The following is an 18,404-nucleotide window of genomic DNA, read 5'->3' as shown; positions in this document are numbered from 1 at the left end:
GCAGGACGACGCCCGATCTCCGAAAGGACAGGGCGACCCGATCAGCGCGGCAGCCGCCATGATCCGAGGAGATGACCCATGCCCGACCGCATCACGACCGACCCTGCCCGGACGGGCGACTGGCAGGACCGCCTGTCCGCCGGCGACACGGTGAGCTTCCGCTTCCCCGTGGCCGAAGAAGATGGCCCGCAGCCCAAGGCCCGCCCCTGTCTCGTTCTCGACGTGCAGGACATCGACGGTGTGCGCCATGCCCTCATGGCCTATGGCACGAGCCGCAAGACCCGGAAGAATTGCGGGTTTGAGGTCGAGGTGTGCAAGACGGAGGCGCGGGCCGCGGCCGGGCTCGACCGACGCACCCGTTTCATCGGGGCCCGCCGCGTTCGCGTGGCTCTCGGCGATCCCGCGTTCGTCTGCTGCCGTCAGCGCGACACGCCGATCCTCGACCGTCTCGTCGGCGGAGAGCTTGCGCGGCTTGAGACGTTGCGAGCCCGGTTTGGATCCGATCTTGCCGCAGCGATCCTGTCGGCCGGGGACGGCCGGTCATCGCGGCCGGCGCAAGAGGTGACCGGACGACGGCGCCGGACATGGCCCCGGCGACCGGCGGGCCGTCGGGACGATCGGACGTGCAGGTCCGCGCCTCAGGATCTGCCGGCGTGATCGCACGTCCAGAAATCAGCCGGTCCGCCCCGCTCCGCGAGAAGCGGAGCGGGCGTAGAGCCTGTGGGGACCAATGCGGCGGCGGTGCATCTCCGGAGGAGGTCTGCTCCCGATCCGGATCGAAGGGTCAGGCCTCCTCGATCAGATCTCCGAAAGGCGTGGCCAGCGCGTCGGGGTCCAGTTCGGCGCTGGCGAGATCGAGAGCCTCTTCCGGGCTGATCGGCCGGATACCGGCTCTGCCGACTCAATCGTTGTTGTCACGAGACTCCGCGAACACGGATTTCGGACCACCTTCTCCGTCGAGGAAATAACGGCCCCGCTTCGTCCGGTAGAGGGCTGCAGCCCAGTGATGGAAGTCGGATACCGACTCCGTCGCGCATCCCATCTGGGCCACGAGGATGGCGGTCCCGGTATCGTACTGCAGCCCCGCAACAACCGCTTTCGTCATCTGTCGTCTCCTTCCAGAGTTGCTCGGACATCGTGTCGATCCCTCGAGCAGGAGTTGGGCGCGAGGCGGTTGCGGCGGAAATCTTTTCTGCCGCAATGTTCGCTTCTGTGCGGGCCCCGGCATGCAGCGCGTCCGGGATGCGCTGCAGAGAGGGGTCTCGAACCACGATCGGGAAGACCTGCCGAAGGCCTACGACGGATGGGTGCCGCCACATCGCAGCCTAGCTTCCGCCGGACGGGCGGCTGCTGCCTTGCGCCCCTTCCGTCCCCCAATCCGGCCGACCGCGGCTAGCGGTCCGGCTGATTCAGGGGATTCAAGGGATTCCTCTTGTTCACGTGGTTCAGGGGCGCAATCGACGTCGCCCTTCAACGGGTTGATCCGGGCGAGGCGTCAGATGTGCGGCGTCGGGTCGATTTTTTCCGGAGAAAGGTCGAACATTCCCGGAGACAGGTCGACTTTTTCCGGCGAGGGCCCGAGAACCTCCCGGACGAGATCCGCAGCCCGGATGGTCCGCCGCGGCCGGGGTCCGGGATGAAAACGGCCGGGGCGAGGCATGATCCACTGCCGGGCGATCCCTTGTCTGTCCTGCTCCGCAACCATGCCGACCCGGCGCGGAACTTGTGACGGCTCAGCAGCAGTCCAGCGGCGCCTGCGGCCGTCATCGGTGATGATCTCCATCTCAGACATAAGCACGTGCTCAGGCATCTGCCCAAGCCTCCATGGCTATGCCCAGGTGTCCGGTCGAAATGGGGCCAGTCCACCTTGCGGGTCTGGCGCGACGTCCTCAAGGAAAATGCCGGTGCGCAGGGTCCGCTGATCAACGCGCACGGCTGCCTCGACGTCTCCGCGAAGGCGGTGCGCCGAAGCGCAGGGGGTTCTTCTCGGGGCAGTCCGTGGCACCGCGGACGCAGGAGGAGGGAGAGCAAGAAGACGGAAAGCAGGGGGACTGAGGCTCCTCCGCCCGCGCGCGCTGTCCGTGACGCGCCCGGCCGGAGGACCTCCGCTCCCAGAAACGAGAGGGAGACGGGCGCGTCGCACACCCCACAGCAAGGAGAGCTGCATGTTCGACGCAATCGAGACGACCCAGACGACGACGGCCTGGCAGGACCACCTCGCTCCCGGCGATGCCGTCGCCTTTCGCTGCCCCGCGCCGGGGGAGGGCGACGGCGCCTCTGTCGCATCGGGGCCACGGCCGTGCCTGGTCCTCGACATCGAGACAGTCGGCAGACAGCCCATGGCGCTGCTCGCCTGCGGCACCGCTTCGCCGCGGCCATCGAACCGGTTCACCGACATCGACGTCCGCCGGGCGGCGGAGCGCCGGGCCGCGGGGCTGGAGGCTCCCACCCGTTTCGTCGGCACACGGCGGCTGTTCGTGCCGCTCGGCCACGACGGGTTCGCGGTCTCGCCCGCGACCGGCTCGCCGGTTCGCGGCCGGCTCGAGGGCGCGCTGCGCGAACCGGTTCAGACGGTGCGGGGACGCCTCCACGCGCTGCGCGACATCCGCGCGGAGGCGCGCCGCCGCCGCCCGGCCCGGCACGACAGACGGACCCGGAGGCAGGGCACGGACTTCACCGTCGAGGTGCGGCGCTCGCGCCGACCATTGCGGGCCGTGAGGGCGGGCCAATGAGCGGCGACAGCGTGCAGGCGCCGTTTCCCGGCCGGCTCGTCGAGGACACCGTCGCGGCGGTCTCGCTCGCCGGCGAGCTTGCGGAGCCGCTCCGCCGCGAGATCGCGCCGCGGCTCCCCGAGCCGGAGCGGACGGAGGCGATCCGTCTCGCCGACCTCCTCGCGAGCGGACGGTGCTGCACCGGTGAGGTTGCGGCGGGGCTCGCGCGGCTGCTGGCGGCCATCGACGCGAAGATTGCCGCCGGCACCACGCTGGTCGAGCGCCCGCCCGACGGACGGCTGATCGCCGGCCGCGGCACGCCGATCCTCGAGCGGCGTCTCACGCCGGAGGCGGAGGCGCTGCGCCAGGCGGCGGTGCCGCTGCGCGAGCTTCGGCGCCTCGTCCGGGCCGTGCGCGACTTGGCCGCCGCGCTCCGCGAGCTGAGACGCCTCTTCGGGGAATGACGACCGGCTGGCGCAACCCTGCGCCAGCCCTTGATCCGGACAGGCGGCCTCTCGCACGGACGTCCGCTGGCCCGCCCCCGCAGGATGCGGTGGCAGCCACGACAACTGCCACGTGGTGCTGGTCACCGCCGACGCGATCGGCGTTGTCCGCCCCGATGTTGCCTTTGCGGTCCGAGTCATGGTGCGAGGCGCGGCTGGGAGCAGTTCTGCCGCCTGCTGCCACGGCGGGCGCAGAGCGCGCACAAGGCGATCACGATCCTCTCCCGGTTCGATTGCAAGGTCGAGCTTCCCCGCCTCGTGAGCCCGAAGGCGGGCGATCTGCTCGAGCGGACGGACTGACGCGCTGCGCCATGGTGGACCGGATTTAGTTCGAATTCTCTGCAATCGGTCGAGACAATTTCGGAGGAGACGATCGCCCGCGTTTCCGGGCGGAATCGGTCGGCTCCAGGTCCTTCCTGTTCAACACGGGAGACCCTGAACATGATCACGACCCTCGCCGCCGCCGCCGCGCAAGTTCACGCCGCGGACCAGTATTTCACCCACCCGGAGACCGCCGCGCTCTGCCTCGCGCATCTGGCCGAGGTCGCGCCGTCCGGCGCGGTCGACCTCTACCTCGAGCCGTCCGCGGGCGCCGGCGCGTTCCTGGAGCGCCTGCCCGTCCCGCGGCTCGGGCTCGACATCCGGCCGGCCGCGCCCGGCATCAAGACCCGCGACTACCTGACCTGGCAGACGGCCGGGACGGCGGGGACGATCCACGTGGTGGGCAACCCGCCGTTCGGGCGAGGCGGCGCACTCGCCGTGGCGTTCTTCAACCACTCCGCCGGCTTCGCCGAGGTCATCGCGATGATCCTGCCGGCGTCGTTCGCCAAGGCCTCGATACGGGCGCGGCTCGACCCGCGCTTCGAGCTCGTGAGCGAGCTGCCGTTGCCGGGGGAGGTGTTCCCGCACGAGGGGAGGCCGCATGCCGTCAACGCGGTCTTCCAGGTCTGGCGGCGCAGCGACCGGGAGCGCGCGCGGGTGCGGCCGGTGACGCGGCATCCCGATTTCGAGTTCGTGGGGACGAAGGAGGAGGCCCATTTCGCGGTGCGACGCGTCGGCGGCCGGGCAGGGGCGATCCTGCAGATCCCAGCGACGCCGGGACCCGCCACCGGCCTGTCGCCGTCCTCCAACCTTTTCGTCAAGGCGGTGGGCTGCGACCCGGCGCTCCTCGAGGCGCGGTTCCAGGCCCTCGACACCGCGGAGGTCCGATCGCTGAGCACGGCGCATCCGTCGGTCTCCAAGTCGGACCTCGTGACGCTCTACGAGGCGCTGCTGGCGCTGGAGCGGGCGGCGGGCGCAGCGGGGGCCCTGCAGGTCAGGATGGCGCCGGTGCGTAACGCGACGAAGCCTGCACCGGACGCCGTGCCGGAGTTCGGGCCGAGCTTCGGGACAGACTTCCCGGCGCCGGAGCTCGCGGCCGAGGGCGACCCCGTGGTGCGCTCTCTCCGGGTCGACACCAGCATCGGCAGCGAACTCGTCCCGGACCCGGGCGGCTGAGGCCCGGAACCGGGGCGCGACGGTGCTCCGGACACCGGGTCGCGCGGCGCGGCGGGACCGGACGCCGGGGACGCCCGCTCGATCGGCCTCCGGCCCGACGGCACGTCGCGCGCGCGCCCCGCCGGCGTTTCGACCTGCCGAGGCCGCGGCTCATCATCTCCAAAGGCACCGGGTTCGGCAGGGCGCCTGGGCCGAAAAAGGGTGGGCGAGAAGAAGAGGCCGGAGCGGAGCCCTTGGCACGGGCAGCGCCGTGGCGCCCGTGCCAAGGCCTCGACCGGCCGGAGAGGGGGCGTCGCGACATCCCGAACCCGAGCCCCGACATGTGCAAGACCAAGAAAACCTCCTGCTGGCGCAAGACGCTGTCCGCCGGCGATATCGTCAGCTTCGCCTTCCCCTCGAGCGAGAGGTTGGCGGAGATGGAGAAGGCGCGCCCGTCGCTGGTCCTGGCCGTCGACCGGCAGGATGACGAGACCATGGTGACGGTGGCCTACGGCACATCGAGCCGGACCCGGTCGAACACCGGCTTCGAGCTCCATGTGCGCACGCCGGAGGACGTCGCGGCGGCAGGGCTGCACAAGCCGACCCGGTTCATCGGAGCACGCACCGTCACCGTGCCGCTGCCGAGCTCCCGCTTCGTCGAATGCGCGGGCGGCACCGTGGTGCTCGGCCGCGTGCCGCCGCAGCTGCGCCTGCGCCTCGAGCAGGTCGCGCGCCTCGCAAGCCAGAGCGGCAGCGCCTCGAGACGGAGGGGATGCCGGACGCCCCACGGCCGCCGGCACCGATCACCGCCGCGGCCTGAGCGGACGGACCCGCGGTCGGCCGGATAGCCCGATCCTGCGACAGTCCTGCAAGACCGATCGGTCGTCCTCATCGGTGCCCTCGTGGATCGATCTCACCAGCCGTGGCTCGAGGGAGCAGATCGTCGATGGACTGCGGCGTGCCGCTGTATCGACGCCGCGGCAGGTCGGGCAGGACGTAGCAAGAAAGTTTATCCTGTCCTCGGCGGTCGAACCCAATTCCCGGTCACCTGAAACTCAACCGGGAGACCCCGAAATGCCGAACTGGTGCTACAACGTCATAACCGTCGAGACCAAGGATGAAGCGGAGATGCGGTCCTTCCTCGCGGCCGTCGCAGGCCCGGACGGTGCCTTCGACTTCCAATCCATCCTGCCGATGCCGGACATTCTCGTCCATGTCGCACAGGGTGCGCGAACGTTCTTCATCGATGGCGAGGAGGTGAGCCTCGCGCGATGGCATGTCGTCGAGACTGCCGAAGGCGATGCCGTCGAGGCGCGTCCGCTGACGGCCGAGGAGGAGGCGCAGGTCGAGGCACTGCCTTACACATGCGGCCATGACTGGCGGGTTGCCGTATGGGGCTGCAAGTGGCCCGCCCAGGACGTCGAGGTCGATGTCGACCGTGACCGGGCCGCGATCAGCTTCGACACACCCTGGAGCCCGCCCGAAGGCGTGATCGCCGCGCTCCGGACGCGCTTTCCCGATCTGCACATCGCCGCATTCTTCGACGAGCCAAATTGCCAGGTCGCCGGCTATTACGGAGCCGGTCGGCAGGGACAGCAGGTCGCGAGGCGGAAGCGGCGGATCGAGCCGGAGCTGCGGCGTCTGTGCCCGGGTCCTGGCCGGCCGGGGCGAGGGCGGCATGGCCCGCGTCGGCCGCGCTGCGGACGCCCGGCTCCATCGGCCGCTCGGTGGTGGCCAGCAGGGTCGGGTTAAGCCTGACACGAGACGTCGGACCGGCCGTTTTGAAAGCGGCCGGATTTTCCCTTTGTCCACTCCGTCCTCAACAACGGAGCGCGACATGCGACACGACCCTATTCCTCTCCCTCTCGCGAAGGCGCCCGACGCGGCGCTCGAACTCCTGGACCGCGAGCGCCTGATCCGGCGCTGGCAATGCGGCAGCGACAGCTTTTTTTGGCGGGCGGAGGAGGCGGGCCTGCTCCTGCCCCGGCACATCCGCGGGCTTCTCCGCTACGCCTGGCCGGACGTCTTCGCCTTCGAAGGCGGTCCGCCGCCCCCCGGGCTCGAGGAGACCTACCAGCGCGACCTGCTGACGGCGGCCCAGGTGGCGCGGCTCTGCGCCTGTTCCGAGGCGACGATCCGCGACGAGGTGAGGGCCGGCCGGCTTGCCGTCCGCCGGATCGGACGCGTCTCGCGGTTTGTGCCGGCCGAGGTCCGGCGCTGGCAGGAGCGTCCCACACAGCGCCGGAGACGGCGCCGGTGAGGGGCGTTCCGATGGCGAGTGAGGCCACGGGTTCGGGCGCGCACCTTTGCGCCCGGACCCGACGCGCCGTGGCCCAGCGTGAACGGAAATTCCTCAGAAACAGCGCCTTGAACACCGGATGAACCGAACGGGGGGCGAGGTTTACGGCCCAAACTTCGCCCCCCGTCCCGTTCATCTGGTTGCGAATGAACGGCCCCGTGGGGCGAATGAACACTGAACAAAGGTAATGAACGATGGACCTGTCGAACGCACCCAGACTGACCTCCCTCAACGATGTCCGGCTCCTGCTGCCGGTGATCTACTCCGAGGCATCCGCCAAGGTTTACGCGGCGAGACTGAACAAGGCCGCCAGGCTGACCGGACGCAAGCTGACGCAGCTCCCGGCCTGCGAGCGGGAATGGACCATGATTGCGGCAAAGATCGTCTGGTCCGGCGCGTTCCGGGGTGAGACGCCGGGCAAGCAGGAGGGCGCCTTCGACGCGTTCGTCAAGGGCGTCGGGAACGCCATCGGGCGGGCAAGGGAGCATCTCGCAGAGCCGGTCACGGCCGCCAGCGAGGACGCGGCCTGGGACCGGCTCGAGATCTATGCCCGGGAGACCGAGAACACCTTCGACGAGGACGGCCGGCGCCTCCTGCCCAACATGTTCTCGCTCTCCGTCGCGAACCTGCGGGCGCGGTGCCGCGAGACGCATCCCGCGCGTCTCGATACGCCTGCCGTCGCGGCGGCGCTCGCCGTCGCACCGCCCGACAAGGCCTCGACGCTGCGCGGCTCCGTGGCTGCGTTCAACGGCATGATCCGGAGCCGCGATCGCCATCCGGCCATCGCCGATCTGTTGCCCGGAGCCGAGATCCGCGATCTCCCGCGCATTCGGGACACGCCGCTGGACTGGAGCCGGTTCTCCGCCAACTTCCTGCGCAGCCGGGACAAGGCGATCCGCCTCGCCATCCGCGGCGAGCGTGTGGCCCCGGACCGCTTCGGCGGCAAGCTCGGACCCGATCCCCTGGCCGCCCGCCGGGCGGCGCGCCGGGGCAAGCGGCGCAAGGTGCGCAACGTGGAAGCGCGGACGAAGGCCCATCTCAACGCGCTGAGTTGGCTCGTCCGTCACACATACGAGGATCGCGAGGCAGCTTATGCGCTCGCGCGGATCGAGGACCTGTTCACCGTGGCGATCATCGAGCGCGCGGTGGACCGCTACGTCGAGCGGGCGCGGACTTCCGCCACGCTGCTCGATCCCGACAAGACGTCCACCGGCACGACCGTGTTGTCGACCCTCGAGACCCTGGCGCGTTGCAACGACTACGGCGAGGCGGTGCTCTGGGCAATAGACGACGCGCGGTACGACCGCGTCGACAGCTACCAAGCCCGCGAGATGTCCGTCGAGCGTGAGCAGTTCGTCAAGTTGATGGAACGCAACCCGGACGTCGCCCGCGCCATCGTCGCAGGGCCGCGCCGGCTGATGGCGGAGGCGCAAGCCGCGATCGGTGACTGGGACAGCCTTGGAACGCGCGGGCAGGGCGAGGCGCTGCATCTGTCGATGGGCGCGGCGCTCATGGCGCTGCAACTGGCGCGCTCGGTGCGCAGCCACAACCTCAACACGCTTCTCATCGACGGGCCGGGGGCGGAGCTCCTGCGCCCGATCCGCAACGCCAGGCCCTGGCTCGATATCGCCCGCGGACGGGTCAAGAACCGGCGGCCGATCGAGGGGGAGGTTCCCGCGCGGCAGTGGGAGGTGATCGTCTCCTGGCTGGACGAGGGCCTGCCGCGCTGGTGTGCGGCCAAGGGCATCGACGCCGACGCGAACATCCACCTCGTGCCGGCCCGAACGGCGTGCTGTCGCGCCAGACGTTCAACCGCGTGTGGAATCGCTGCGTGGCCCGGCTGGGCGTGCCCGGGCTGCAACCGCACATGATGCGGCACGTGGCCGCCACGCTGTGGCTCGGCGCCCATCCCGGCGACTACGCCACGGTGGCGGCGTTCCTCGGTGACTCCGTGAAAACCGTCGAGAAGTTCTACGCGCGTGGCGAGGGCGCGGCCGCGGCGCGGATGTTCGCCGAGGTACTGGAGACGATCGACCCCACCCTCCAATCCTACCTCAGGGAGAGCCGGACATGACCCGATCGACGAGCCGCGCTGAGCGCGCCGATGCGCTCGCCGCCCGTCTGGAGGGCGTGCCGCGGGACGTCGTCGCGCGGATGCAGGACCATCTGCGCTACCGGGACTTCGCGCAGCGGGGCGTCGTCGCGTTGATGCGGGACTTCTACGCCCGCCTCGACGCGGCTGGCCTGCCGCCGGCCTGCGTGACGCCGGCGATCTACGAGAGCGTCGCCACCTCGCGCTCCCGGCTGCGCGCGCTGCTCTACGGGCTGCATGCCTTTGCGCCCGACGTGCCGCTCTCGCCCGCTGCCGAGACGAAGAGGCATTGGGATGCCTGGCTCAACGCGCGCTACGGCAAGAAGCCGAAGGTTGCCGCACATAGCCGTCGGATCGGCCTGCCTGCCGATCGCTGGCCCGCCGCCTGGCCCCGCCCCGAGGCGATCCTCGACCGGACCGTCCGCCCCTATGGCAACGCGCTCCGGCCGCTGGCCGCAAAGACGAGGGAGGTCGTGGTGAGCGCGGTCGGCCTGCTCGCGGCGAGCCGCGACTGGGCGAAGGCGCGCGGGGTGGTCGTGCCGGAGACGCCGTCCGAGGAGCTCTTCGAGGCGTTCGAACGCTACCTGCTCCTCGAGCGGGCAGTCAGCTGTCGGACCGCGGGCGACTACCTCGAGCGGCTCGAGATGTACTTCCTGCGCGCGGGCCTTCTCGACGAGGCCAGTCTCACCGCGTTGCAGGAGATCCGCGGCGCGCTCGCGGAGGCGGCGACGGACGCGGTGCCGGGCAAGCGCGCGGTGCTGCGGGCCTTCCGGGAGCGCTTCGAGCTTGGCGACCTCCTGCGCGCCGCCGTGGCGGCCGGGGAGGCGGCGCGGACCCGGCCGGCGCAGTCCACCGCCGCGCTCCGTCTGCGGCAGAAGGCGGTGTTCTATGCGCTGCTCGTCAATGCCGGCGACCGTCAGGGCGACCTGCGCCACGCGCGGATCGGCGTGGAGCTGACCCGCGACGCGGACGGTGTCTGGCATCACGACCTCCGGCAAGGCAAGACCGCGCGGCGGAAGGAGATGGAAGCCCTCTGGCCGGGCACGGGCGCGCTTCTCGACGCCCATGTCCTCGCCGACCGACCGGCCCGGCGGATCGGGGCGCGGATGGCGGAGCTGGATGGCGCGAACCTGCTGACGCTTGGCCCGGACGTGCTCGGGCGGGGCTTCCTCAACCGCCGCCTGGAGGCGGACTTCCCCCTGGAGATGGAAGACGGCGCCACCGAGCGGCTGACGGGCCACCTGATCCGGACGCTGATCGTCGATGCGATCCGCAGGCTGCGTCCCGACGCGCTCTGGGCCGCGCAGCACATGCTCGGACACTCGGACCGCTGGATGCAGGAAACCTATCGCAGCGAGTTCGATGCGAGCGCGGCGGTCCGGGCGATGGACGGCCGATACGCCGAGATCGAGGCCGGTGCGGGCTGAGGGACGGTAGCCGGCGGCTGGTGTCTGTCGGAGCGCGCCTGTCGCCGCGGGGCAGGGGAGGCGAGCCGTTGCGTGCGCGGTCGGTGTGACGCGCACGCAGCGGATCGCCTTTCAAGAAGAGAAAAGAGAGGGGAAAGAGGCGGCCGGACAGGGTTCATACCTTCTGCTGCTACGGGTTGCCCGGGGTCTCACCGGTCGTGCGCGTCGCTCTGATCCAATCATCGTGAAGGACCGCATCCATGCGCGACGATCTCTCATTCACGTCTGCCCCTGCCGACACGGTCGCTGATCGACACAAAGCCCTCGGCCGGCGCGTCATCCTCCCGAGGCAGGGCCGCCACCGCGGCAGGGAGCGACGGCCGTTCACGGTGGAGCACCGGTATCCCCGCCGTCGCAGGCGCGCCCCCCGCGCCTGAGCCCGCGGTCGGAGCGGCCCTGAGCTCCAACCGGATCGGAGCCGCATCCCTCAAGCCTAAGGATGCGGTCCGATCCCCTCGCCGGGCCTGAAAGACAGACAAAGCAACGACGACGGCCGCCTCGCGCGGCGACCGGGCCCGGCGCGGGGCCTGGCTTGAGGTGGCTCGTGGTGAGCTGCCGCCAATGAGGAACATCTCATGTCCCATCATCTCCTCGACGCGCGCGCCCTGCACCGGCGCGCGCGCACTGCCGATGCGTTCGGCGACTGGCTGCGCGACGACCCCGACGCGCTCGTCGACGCGGCCGACCTGCTCGGCGGCCCCGACTGGGCCCGCCGGGCGGCGGGCGTCGCCGACGCGCTTGCCGCCGGCGCCTGCGTCCTTTCCCTGCTGCCTGACCTGGAGGCGCTGCGCTGCCTGCTCACGCTGGAGTTGACCGACGACCCGTGGAGCGAAGAAGCCGCGCGCTTCCTGTCGGTCCATCCGGACGACCCGCGGGCCGACGGGGCCCGCCTCTGCGCGGAGGTGCTCGAACGCGGCCTGGCTGCGCTCAAGGCTCTCGCGGCGGCCGATCCCGCGCAGCGTCCGGAGGCCGCGTGATGTCGGGCGCTGACGATCTCGCGCGCGGCCGCGCGCGCAGTGTCGAGGCGGCGCGGTGGCTCCGTCTGATCCGCTACCAGAACCATGCGAGCGCGCCGGTGTTCTCGGCGGCAATCTCCACCTATGCCGACATGCTCGACCCCGCCTCGACCGACGCCCGCCGCCTCGCGGCGTGCCGGTCGATGCTGGCCGGGGTCCTGCGCCAGGCGGCGCAGGAGCGGCTCGCGGGCGAGGCGGTGCATGCGCAGGACCGCCCCGTCGATCCGTACGGCCTCGAGTGGCGCATCACGCTACAGGGCGCCGTGCTCGAGGCGATCGCCCGCCTGCTCCGAGACGCCGTCGCCGCGTTCGAGGCGGCGCAGGTCGAGGGATGATGCGCGGTGGCCGGCATCCTCGGGGTGCCGGCCGGCTTTGGCCGAAGGGACCAAGCGGATCGATCCGCGTCCGCGCGTTCCTCTATTACTTACAGAGGCGGATCAGACGTCCATCGGAGATTTTTAAGACCACGTCCTTGGTTCCGGTCACGATATCGCAGGCAACGATCAGGCTCCTTTGCCTCGGCATCTCTCCACCGGCTTCAGGATCTTCGAGATCTCGCCGGCAATTCTCATCATGGCGTGATTGCTGTCCATGTTCGCTTCAGCCTCATCGGGGCTGATCGCCCGCCGAAGGCCTCGTTGCCGGATCTTATCCAGTGACACCTTCCTCCCACGTCGCGCCCGAGCATGTTTCTATCCGAAAAACCGCTGCAGGCCCGATCCATAGACTCCTGCCTTGCGGGCGCAATGTGCGAGGTCGTCGGCTGCGACGATAAAAATCACGCCCATCGTTTCCCGGTGCGGCGGGACGATCCCAATGTCCTTCCATAGCGCGAAGCCATGATGATCACCTCCAAAGGAAAGACACGATGTTCATGCCGTCCCCCCACCGGCTCGACCGCCTTACCGCAGCCCTTTTTTGCCTCCTCAGGATGGCCCGCGATTACGATCTCCGCCTCGTCGCGCGCCACCCGGGCGGCCGCGTGGCGATGCGCTTTCACGGCCAGGAGGGCTCGCATGTCGATCTGGTGATGCTGACCCCTCCGCTTGCCGCCGTGGATCGCAAGCTCGTTGTAAAAGAGATCTCCGGTTGGCACGCCCCGACCCGCACGCGGATCGGCCGATCAGACGACCCGCGTTTAGACATCAAGACGGGGTTCTTGCTGCTGATGATCGTGAACATCCGCAAGGAGTCTGTCCTGGACATCCTCGGTCCAGGCGCCCGAAGCGCCGAATGGTGGACCGACGTCGACGACACGTTGCCGCAGCGCCGAGGCTGATGGCGCATTTTGGGCCGTGTCGGGACTCACAGGTTGAGGATCCTGAAGCGCCCCTCGACCAACATCGCCGATTGCCGTTCTGGCGATCGGCAACAGCGGGGCGGCCGGGGTCAGGCTTCGTTTGCTCCGGCCTGTCCAGCGCGCCACGCGCAACCGGTCCTCTTCGACCACCGGCCCGACGACCGCCCGCCCGAACTATTTTCGTTTTGCGGAAAACCCTGAAGTGTGCAGTCCGGCCGCATGCCTATGATGGGGGGCGGGACCGCTCAGCGACCGCAACGACCTCCGACGGGTCGCCTCGGCATCCCAACAACGCAACGCACCGCCGGGGACCCGGCGGGAACCGCGGTTCCCACGAGTTCTCCGACCAGGAGTAGAGCAATGGACGACCGTCATCCCCAGTCGCAGACGACAAGCCCAGCGAATACGCCGGACAGAAGCAGCAAGGCGCCGCCGGAGATGGCGGAGGAGATCGCGCGGGCGATTGCCCGGGACCAAGGCGCCTTGGCCCACCATCGACGCGTTGCAGGAGCGCGTGGCCGCGCGGCGAAGCTTCCTCATCGGCGTGCTGCGGACATTGCGCGAGGAAGCCGCGCGCCAGGAGGCGCAAAGGGCGGCGGCGTCGCAGATGCCGGAGCACATTCGTGCCGCCGGGGTCGCGCTGGCGCAGACCATGTGGGTGGAAACAACCCCGGATGCACGTCACCGCCCTCGGCGAGGTGGAGGGAGGATGCTGGCCGAGCAGGCTCGTCACGAGGCGGAACGGGAAGATCTCTGCAAGGTCCTGGATGACGTCGAGGAGCAGGCGGAGGAGCTTCGGCAGGACTACAAGAGGTCCCTGATGCAGCTTGCGCAGGAACAAGAGGCCCGCCTCCGCGCGAAGGCGGAAGCCAACACGCTCCGGGCCCTGATCGCGCGCCATCTCGGCAAGCGACCCGAAGTCCTCGGGCAGGATGCCGCGAGAAGTGCCGTCCCAGAGATCCCGGTGGCAGCCGAATGACGGGCGCGAGGACTTTCCCGCCCATACAGGGCGGCGCGGCGTTGACACCCTGTCCCAAGAGTCGCAAGCGCATGACCGAGACCGCCGTTCCTGCATTGTCGAGGGAAGCGCGGGTTCTGATCCGGACCCCTGAATATTCAATGATCGTGCCAGGACGCCCCCGGTTTGCCGGCCTCAAGCCGCATCCGGCTGCGGCTGAAATCTTGGAGGCCGTGCGATCTGCAGACTCAGCATCGAATCGACCATCAGGCTTCGGACGAACGAGAACATCTGCAGGGGACCTGCCTTGGATTGGTTTGAGACCCTGCGTCCTGAGCGCCAAGGACGAACCGACGGCGACGACACGCAACCGCCGTCAAGGCTGATGTCCAACAACGCGGGTGATCCGGACCAGGAGGCGGGCATCTTGGAGCGTTGTCGGGACACCTAGCCCGTTCGGCGGCCGGACGATCGGCACGGTTGCTACCTGCCCCTCCATCACGTCCCGCGCACGGTGCCTTCGACCCGACTGGACCAATTGTCTGCCGAGCCTCGCCGCGAACTATTTTCCGTTTTGCGGAAAACCCTGAGGTGACCTTCCCGAATCCGTGTCCATAGTGGGGAGCGGGACCGAATCAGACCCGCACTGACCTTCGACGGGTCGTCGGCATCCCAGAAAAGAAGCGTGATGCCGGCAACCGGCGGGGCCCGCAGGTCCCACCGATCCGGGCGAAGGAGACAGACATGTACCACCCCGCCTCGCAGGCGCGACCAGCTCGGTTGAGCGATCCGACGCATACCGACGGTCGGACCCTCGAACTGGCGCATCCATGGATGCGCAGAGCCTCGGTCGTCGTCGAGAGACGCTAGCGTCTCCGTTGGAGACCTCGCCAAGCGAGAACAGCAGCCAGAACTGAAAAGAAACCCCGCGAGGCGGGCGGCCAGCACGGGGTGCGGAAGGACGGCAATCCTTCGCAGGCTCTCTACGCAAGCGAGCCGCTAGCACCCCCGAGGACCCTGGACAACGAAGAACGCATCTTGTGCGAACGATGATCCGCGGCCTGCCGTCCCTCCTGCCTTGCCGAATATCGAGCGAAGAATGAGAGCAGAGACGACCCCCCACCCGCCCCAGCCGTTCCGGCCGCGGGCGCACGCGACCCTGCCGGAGAACTCGACCAAGAGCAGCCTGCTGAAGCTGGTCTCCGCCGTCGCCCACCTGATTGGGCTGAACGCGACGGACCTGAGGGTGCTGGCCCGGATCGCGCAGAAGACCCGCGCGCTGGACTACGCCGACCCGGCCCGCAGCCCGGTCTGCTTCGAGCGCCAGATCGACATGGCCGCGAGCATCGGGCTGAGCCCCGAGCAATGGCGGCGGATCGAGCGCAAGCTCGAGCGTCTCGGACTGATCGCGCGGGAGACGGCGGCGAACGGCCACCGCGGCCGGGTCTCGGGGTCGATCGGCCTGGAGAGCTGCGCGGGCCTGTCGCTCGAGCCGCTCATCGCCAGGCTGGACGAGCTCCGCGCGACAGAGGCCCGCCACGTCGAGGAGGGGGAGCGGCTCGCGACGGTCCGGCTGGAGATCAGCAAGACGCGCCGCAAGCTGAAGCGCTTCGAAACCGATCTTGGCGACCATCCCCTCGTGGCCCAGCTCGCTTCGGAGCGAGCGGCCTGGGTCTCGCCGCGCAGCTTCCCAAACTTGGCAAGCGCCGAGGCACATCACCGCGCGCTGGAGGGACTTGTGGATAAAGTCAGGAAAACCATGTCGTTGCCGTCCCAGGTGACCGGCGCGGCAGTCACGGATGACCGATGCCATATACAGTCTAGAAGTAAGACCTTATCTGAATCCTGTAGGATATCTGACGGCTCCGACGAAGGCAGAAAGAAAAGGCGTGGGGCGTCCGATGCGGACGTCAACGAACGATTTATCGTCTGCCTCACGGTGGCCAAGCTCCGCTATCTCGCCTCCGACGACCTGCGCTTCTACATCGATGGCGCCCCCGGCGGGGGACGAGGGGCCGCGCCGACGCTCTCGGACATCGAATGGGCCATGCTGCGGCGGCTGCGCGATCTCGATATCCATCCCTCGGCCTTCAAGGAGGCGGTGGAGGCCATGGGCTGGCTGCGCGCCATGCTCGCGGTCATGGTCATCGACCGCAACCGCGAGCACCCGACCAGGCCGATCCAGAGTTGCGGCGGCGCGCTCCGGGCCTTCACGCGCCGACACCTGCAGGGCGCGCTCGACCTGCGCGCCAGCATCTCCGGCATCTGGGGACGGGAGGGCCGAGTGCCGTGAGCGGGGGTGGAGCTGAACGACGGCAGAGCGTGCGGCGGGGCAGGGACCTCGCCCGCCGTTCTCGGCAAAGAGTTCCTCGGCCGCGGCGACGATGTCGTCCTCGGATACGATTGCGTTGCGTCCCATTCGATTGCACCTCGTTGCGTTTCGTTCGGTGCCGCGACGAGGCGCGATCGCCCGCGCGGCGATCGGGATATTGGTCCATCGATCGGTCGACGAAGGGGAAGCCCGTGGGGCGAACGTCGTCGGCACCGTTCCACGGACCGCGTCAGCAAGGGTGCGCGCGGCTCGGCTTGGCCTTCATTTCCGACCGGGCGGCGATGGATGCCGCACAGAGACGCCGATGGTGACTACGGGCATCGTGCGACATCGTAATCTGGTGGGATCGGGTCTTTGGGACTCGCCCCCGCGGATCCTCCTGTGCACGCCCCGGTCGACGGATCGGCCGAGGAGGAGATGCGCATCCGCTTCGCACACCGGCCGCATATCACTGAAAAAGAATTTTTCTTGGACAGTACCTTGCGAGAAATATTGCGTCGGGCCCCGATTTCTTCTTTTCCCGTCCCGGCGATGGAGCCATCTGAAACTCAGGCGAGGGAACGATACTTTATCGGACGCTCGCCGGAGCCGCCGCGTAGGCGGAGGGACTGCGCCACACGAGCCGCCGCATAGGCGGCGGCGCTGCCCCCGATAAGCCACCGCATAGGTGGCTGAGAAAGTGAAGAGGAAGGTGCTCGCACCTCCCGAGGGACCGCCGGCAACGCGGTCGCGTGTATCGAGCCGCCGCATAGGCAGCTGAGATGAGATCGGTTCCGGCCTCGGCCAGACCTCCGCGACCGCCGGCACGCCGGTCGCATACCGAGCCGCCGCGGAGGCGGTCGGGCCTCCGAACAGGAGGCCGAGGAGATGATGGTACGGGGCGCGGGCCCCGTCCGTCGGACGAGCCGTCGCACGGGCGGTCTGAAGACCAAGCGAGGCGGCCTATGCCCCTCGTCATGGCCATCGTCGCCCGCATCAGGCGGTGGCCATGTGTGTTGAAACACGACCGAGGCCCCAATGTCCAGATGCCGTAATGGGGCCCGTCGCGGATCGCCACGGTCACGGCTTGCAGTTGAGGCTGGAGAGAGGTGTCGTTGCCCTTGGCACGCATGGCGTGTCGACGGGATCGTGCCATGAGGCGCGTCCCAATTCCCGGTCAGGAAGAAGGACAACGACATGAACGCGTTTATCGGCCTCGACGTTTCGCTGGCAAGCACTTCAGCCTGTGTCATCGACGAACGCGGCAAGATCCTGAAAGAAGCCAAGGTTGACAGCGAGCCGGAGGCGTTGATTGCCTTCCTGCGGGGCCTGTCCAGCTCGGCAATTACCACAAGTCTCGAGGCGGGTCCGCTGTCGCAGTGGTTGCACAGGCACCTCACGGAAGCCGGCTTCGAGGTCGTGCTGATGGAGACGCGACAGGTGAAGGGTGCGCTTAAGGCCATGCCGATCAAGACCGACCGGCGGGACGCGGAGGGGATCGCCCGGCTTTTGCAGATGGGCTGGTTCCGCCCGGTGCACTGCAAGTCGGTATCGGCCCAGGAGATGCGGGCGGTTCTGACTGCGCGCAAAGCGGTGCAGAAGGCGGCCCTCGATCTGGAGATGGCGTTGCGGGGGGTTCTGAGGAATTTCGGCCTGAAGCTCGGCAAGGTCAGCAAGGGGCAGTACGAGGCACGCGTGCGCGACCTGGCGGCCGGCAACGCCATGCTGGAGACAATGTCGGAGGCGCTCCTTCGCGTCCGCGCCGGGCTGCGCGCGGAACTGGCCGGGCTTGAGCGTCGCCTGCGAGATCTGGCGAAGGAGGATGCCGCCTGCCGGCTCATGATGACCATGCCCGGTGTGGGGCCGGTGGTGGCTCTGACGGTTAAGTCCGCCATCGATGATCCCGGGCGGTTCCAATCATCGAAGGATGTCGGTCCGTGGGCGGGCCTGACGCCCGGGCGCTATCAGTCCGGGGAAGTGGACGTCGTGGGCGCAATCACGCGCGCAGGCGATGTCGGCTTGCGCACTGCTCTCTACCAGGCGGCGACGGTGATGATGCATCGTGGCAAGCCGTCCTGGTTGAAGGCGTGGGGACTGCAAGTCGCCAGACGGCGCGGGACGAAGCGGGCGGTCGTCGCGATGGCGCGGCGCATCGGGGTGGTTCTGCATCGGATGTGGGTAGATGGCACGGAATTCCGCCTCACACGCCCTGATGCCCCAACCTGCGCCGCCGCGTGATCGATAGCTCTCTCACGAGCATCCCGACCTGATC

Annotated in this window: 18 protein-coding genes; 16 read left to right on the top strand and 2 right to left on the bottom strand. The window is 69.1% G+C overall.

The window, feature by feature from the left end:
* The first annotated feature begins 78 nt into the window (after positions 1-78).
* Positions 79-657: a hypothetical protein gene (locus tag Q1B08_RS16725; RefSeq protein ID WP_299821441.1), complete on the top strand. Its 579-nt coding sequence runs from the start codon at positions 79-81 to the stop codon at positions 655-657.
* A gap of 244 nt (positions 658-901) precedes the next feature.
* Here the strand turns inward: Q1B08_RS16725 and Q1B08_RS16720 are convergent, their stop codons facing one another.
* Both Q1B08_RS16720 and Q1B08_RS16715 read right to left on the bottom strand, forming a co-directional pair.
* Entirely contained in the window at positions 902-1,105 is a 204-nt protein-coding gene (locus Q1B08_RS16720) for a hypothetical protein (RefSeq protein ID WP_299821439.1), read from the bottom strand.
* Positions 1,106-1,495: 390 nt separating this feature from the next.
* The gene (locus Q1B08_RS16715) at positions 1,496-1,810 is read right to left on the bottom strand and encodes a hypothetical protein (RefSeq protein WP_299821506.1); all 315 of its coding nucleotides are present in this window, start codon (positions 1,808-1,810) and stop codon (positions 1,496-1,498) included.
* Positions 1,811-2,165: 355 nt separating this feature from the next.
* On the opposite strand from Q1B08_RS16715, the gene Q1B08_RS16710 reads away from it, so the two are divergent.
* From Q1B08_RS16710 to Q1B08_RS16640, 15 genes are all read left to right on the top strand, one after another.
* Positions 2,166-2,732 carry a hypothetical protein gene (locus tag Q1B08_RS16710; protein WP_299821437.1) on the top strand — a complete coding sequence of 189 codons (567 nt, stop codon included), beginning with the start codon at positions 2,166-2,168 and terminating at the stop codon, positions 2,730-2,732.
* Complete coding sequence (locus tag Q1B08_RS16705) at positions 2,729-3,175, top strand: hypothetical protein (protein ID WP_299821435.1); 447 nt, start codon at positions 2,729-2,731, stop codon at positions 3,173-3,175. Before Q1B08_RS16710 ends, Q1B08_RS16705 begins: the two co-directional genes overlap by 4 nt.
* Before the next feature lie 480 nt (positions 3,176-3,655).
* Complete coding sequence (locus Q1B08_RS16700; protein WP_299821433.1) at positions 3,656-4,711, top strand: hypothetical protein; 1,056 nt, start codon at positions 3,656-3,658, stop codon at positions 4,709-4,711.
* Positions 4,712-5,031: 320 nt separating this feature from the next.
* Positions 5,032-5,538, top strand: a complete 507-nt coding sequence (locus Q1B08_RS16695) for a type II toxin-antitoxin system PemK/MazF family toxin (protein ID WP_299821431.1) — start codon at positions 5,032-5,034, stop codon at positions 5,536-5,538.
* A gap of 280 nt (positions 5,539-5,818) precedes the next feature.
* The gene (locus tag Q1B08_RS16690) at positions 5,819-6,442 is read left to right on the top strand and encodes a hypothetical protein (RefSeq protein ID WP_299821429.1); all 624 of its coding nucleotides are present in this window, start codon (positions 5,819-5,821) and stop codon (positions 6,440-6,442) included.
* An 85-nt stretch (positions 6,443-6,527) separates the two neighbouring features.
* Positions 6,528-6,950, top strand: coding sequence for a helix-turn-helix domain-containing protein (locus tag Q1B08_RS16685; RefSeq protein ID WP_299821427.1), 423 nt, complete (start codon positions 6,528-6,530; stop codon positions 6,948-6,950).
* A gap of 233 nt (positions 6,951-7,183) precedes the next feature.
* Complete coding sequence (locus Q1B08_RS16680; RefSeq protein WP_299821425.1) at positions 7,184-8,860, top strand: hypothetical protein; 1,677 nt, start codon at positions 7,184-7,186, stop codon at positions 8,858-8,860.
* Positions 8,861-8,868: 8 nt separating this feature from the next.
* Positions 8,869-9,063, top strand: a complete 195-nt coding sequence (locus tag Q1B08_RS16675; RefSeq protein WP_299821423.1) for a hypothetical protein — start codon at positions 8,869-8,871, stop codon at positions 9,061-9,063.
* Positions 9,060-10,508, top strand: a complete 1,449-nt coding sequence (locus tag Q1B08_RS16670; protein WP_299821421.1) for a hypothetical protein — start codon at positions 9,060-9,062, stop codon at positions 10,506-10,508. The genes Q1B08_RS16675 and Q1B08_RS16670 overlap by 4 nt, the downstream gene beginning before the upstream one ends.
* Before the next feature lie 614 nt (positions 10,509-11,122).
* A complete protein-coding gene (locus Q1B08_RS16665) occupies positions 11,123-11,524 on the top strand; it encodes a hypothetical protein (RefSeq protein ID WP_299821419.1) in 402 nt (133 codons plus the stop codon).
* Positions 11,524-11,898 carry a hypothetical protein gene (locus tag Q1B08_RS16660; protein WP_299821417.1) on the top strand — a complete coding sequence of 125 codons (375 nt, stop codon included), beginning with the start codon at positions 11,524-11,526 and terminating at the stop codon, positions 11,896-11,898. The genes Q1B08_RS16665 and Q1B08_RS16660 overlap by 1 nt, the downstream gene beginning before the upstream one ends.
* A gap of 596 nt (positions 11,899-12,494) precedes the next feature.
* Positions 12,495-12,842 carry a hypothetical protein gene (locus tag Q1B08_RS16655; RefSeq protein WP_299821415.1) on the top strand — a complete coding sequence of 116 codons (348 nt, stop codon included), beginning with the start codon at positions 12,495-12,497 and terminating at the stop codon, positions 12,840-12,842.
* 484 nt (positions 12,843-13,326) lie between these two features.
* The gene (locus tag Q1B08_RS16650) at positions 13,327-13,842 is read left to right on the top strand and encodes a hypothetical protein (protein WP_299821413.1); all 516 of its coding nucleotides are present in this window, start codon (positions 13,327-13,329) and stop codon (positions 13,840-13,842) included.
* A gap of 1,078 nt (positions 13,843-14,920) precedes the next feature.
* Positions 14,921-16,114: a helix-turn-helix domain-containing protein gene (locus tag Q1B08_RS16645; RefSeq protein WP_299821411.1), complete on the top strand. Its 1,194-nt coding sequence runs from the start codon at positions 14,921-14,923 to the stop codon at positions 16,112-16,114.
* 1,215 nt (positions 16,115-17,329) lie between these two features.
* Entirely contained in the window at positions 17,330-18,370 is a 1,041-nt protein-coding gene (locus tag Q1B08_RS16640) for an IS110 family transposase (RefSeq protein ID WP_299821409.1), read from the top strand.
* Positions 18,371-18,404: the final 34 nt, after the last annotated feature.

Origin of the sequence: uncultured Jannaschia sp., from assembly GCF_947494025.1 — a bacterium.
Lineage (GTDB): Bacteria > Pseudomonadota > Alphaproteobacteria > Rhodobacterales > Rhodobacteraceae > Jannaschia.
This window is presented reverse-complemented; position numbering and strand designations above follow the sequence as displayed.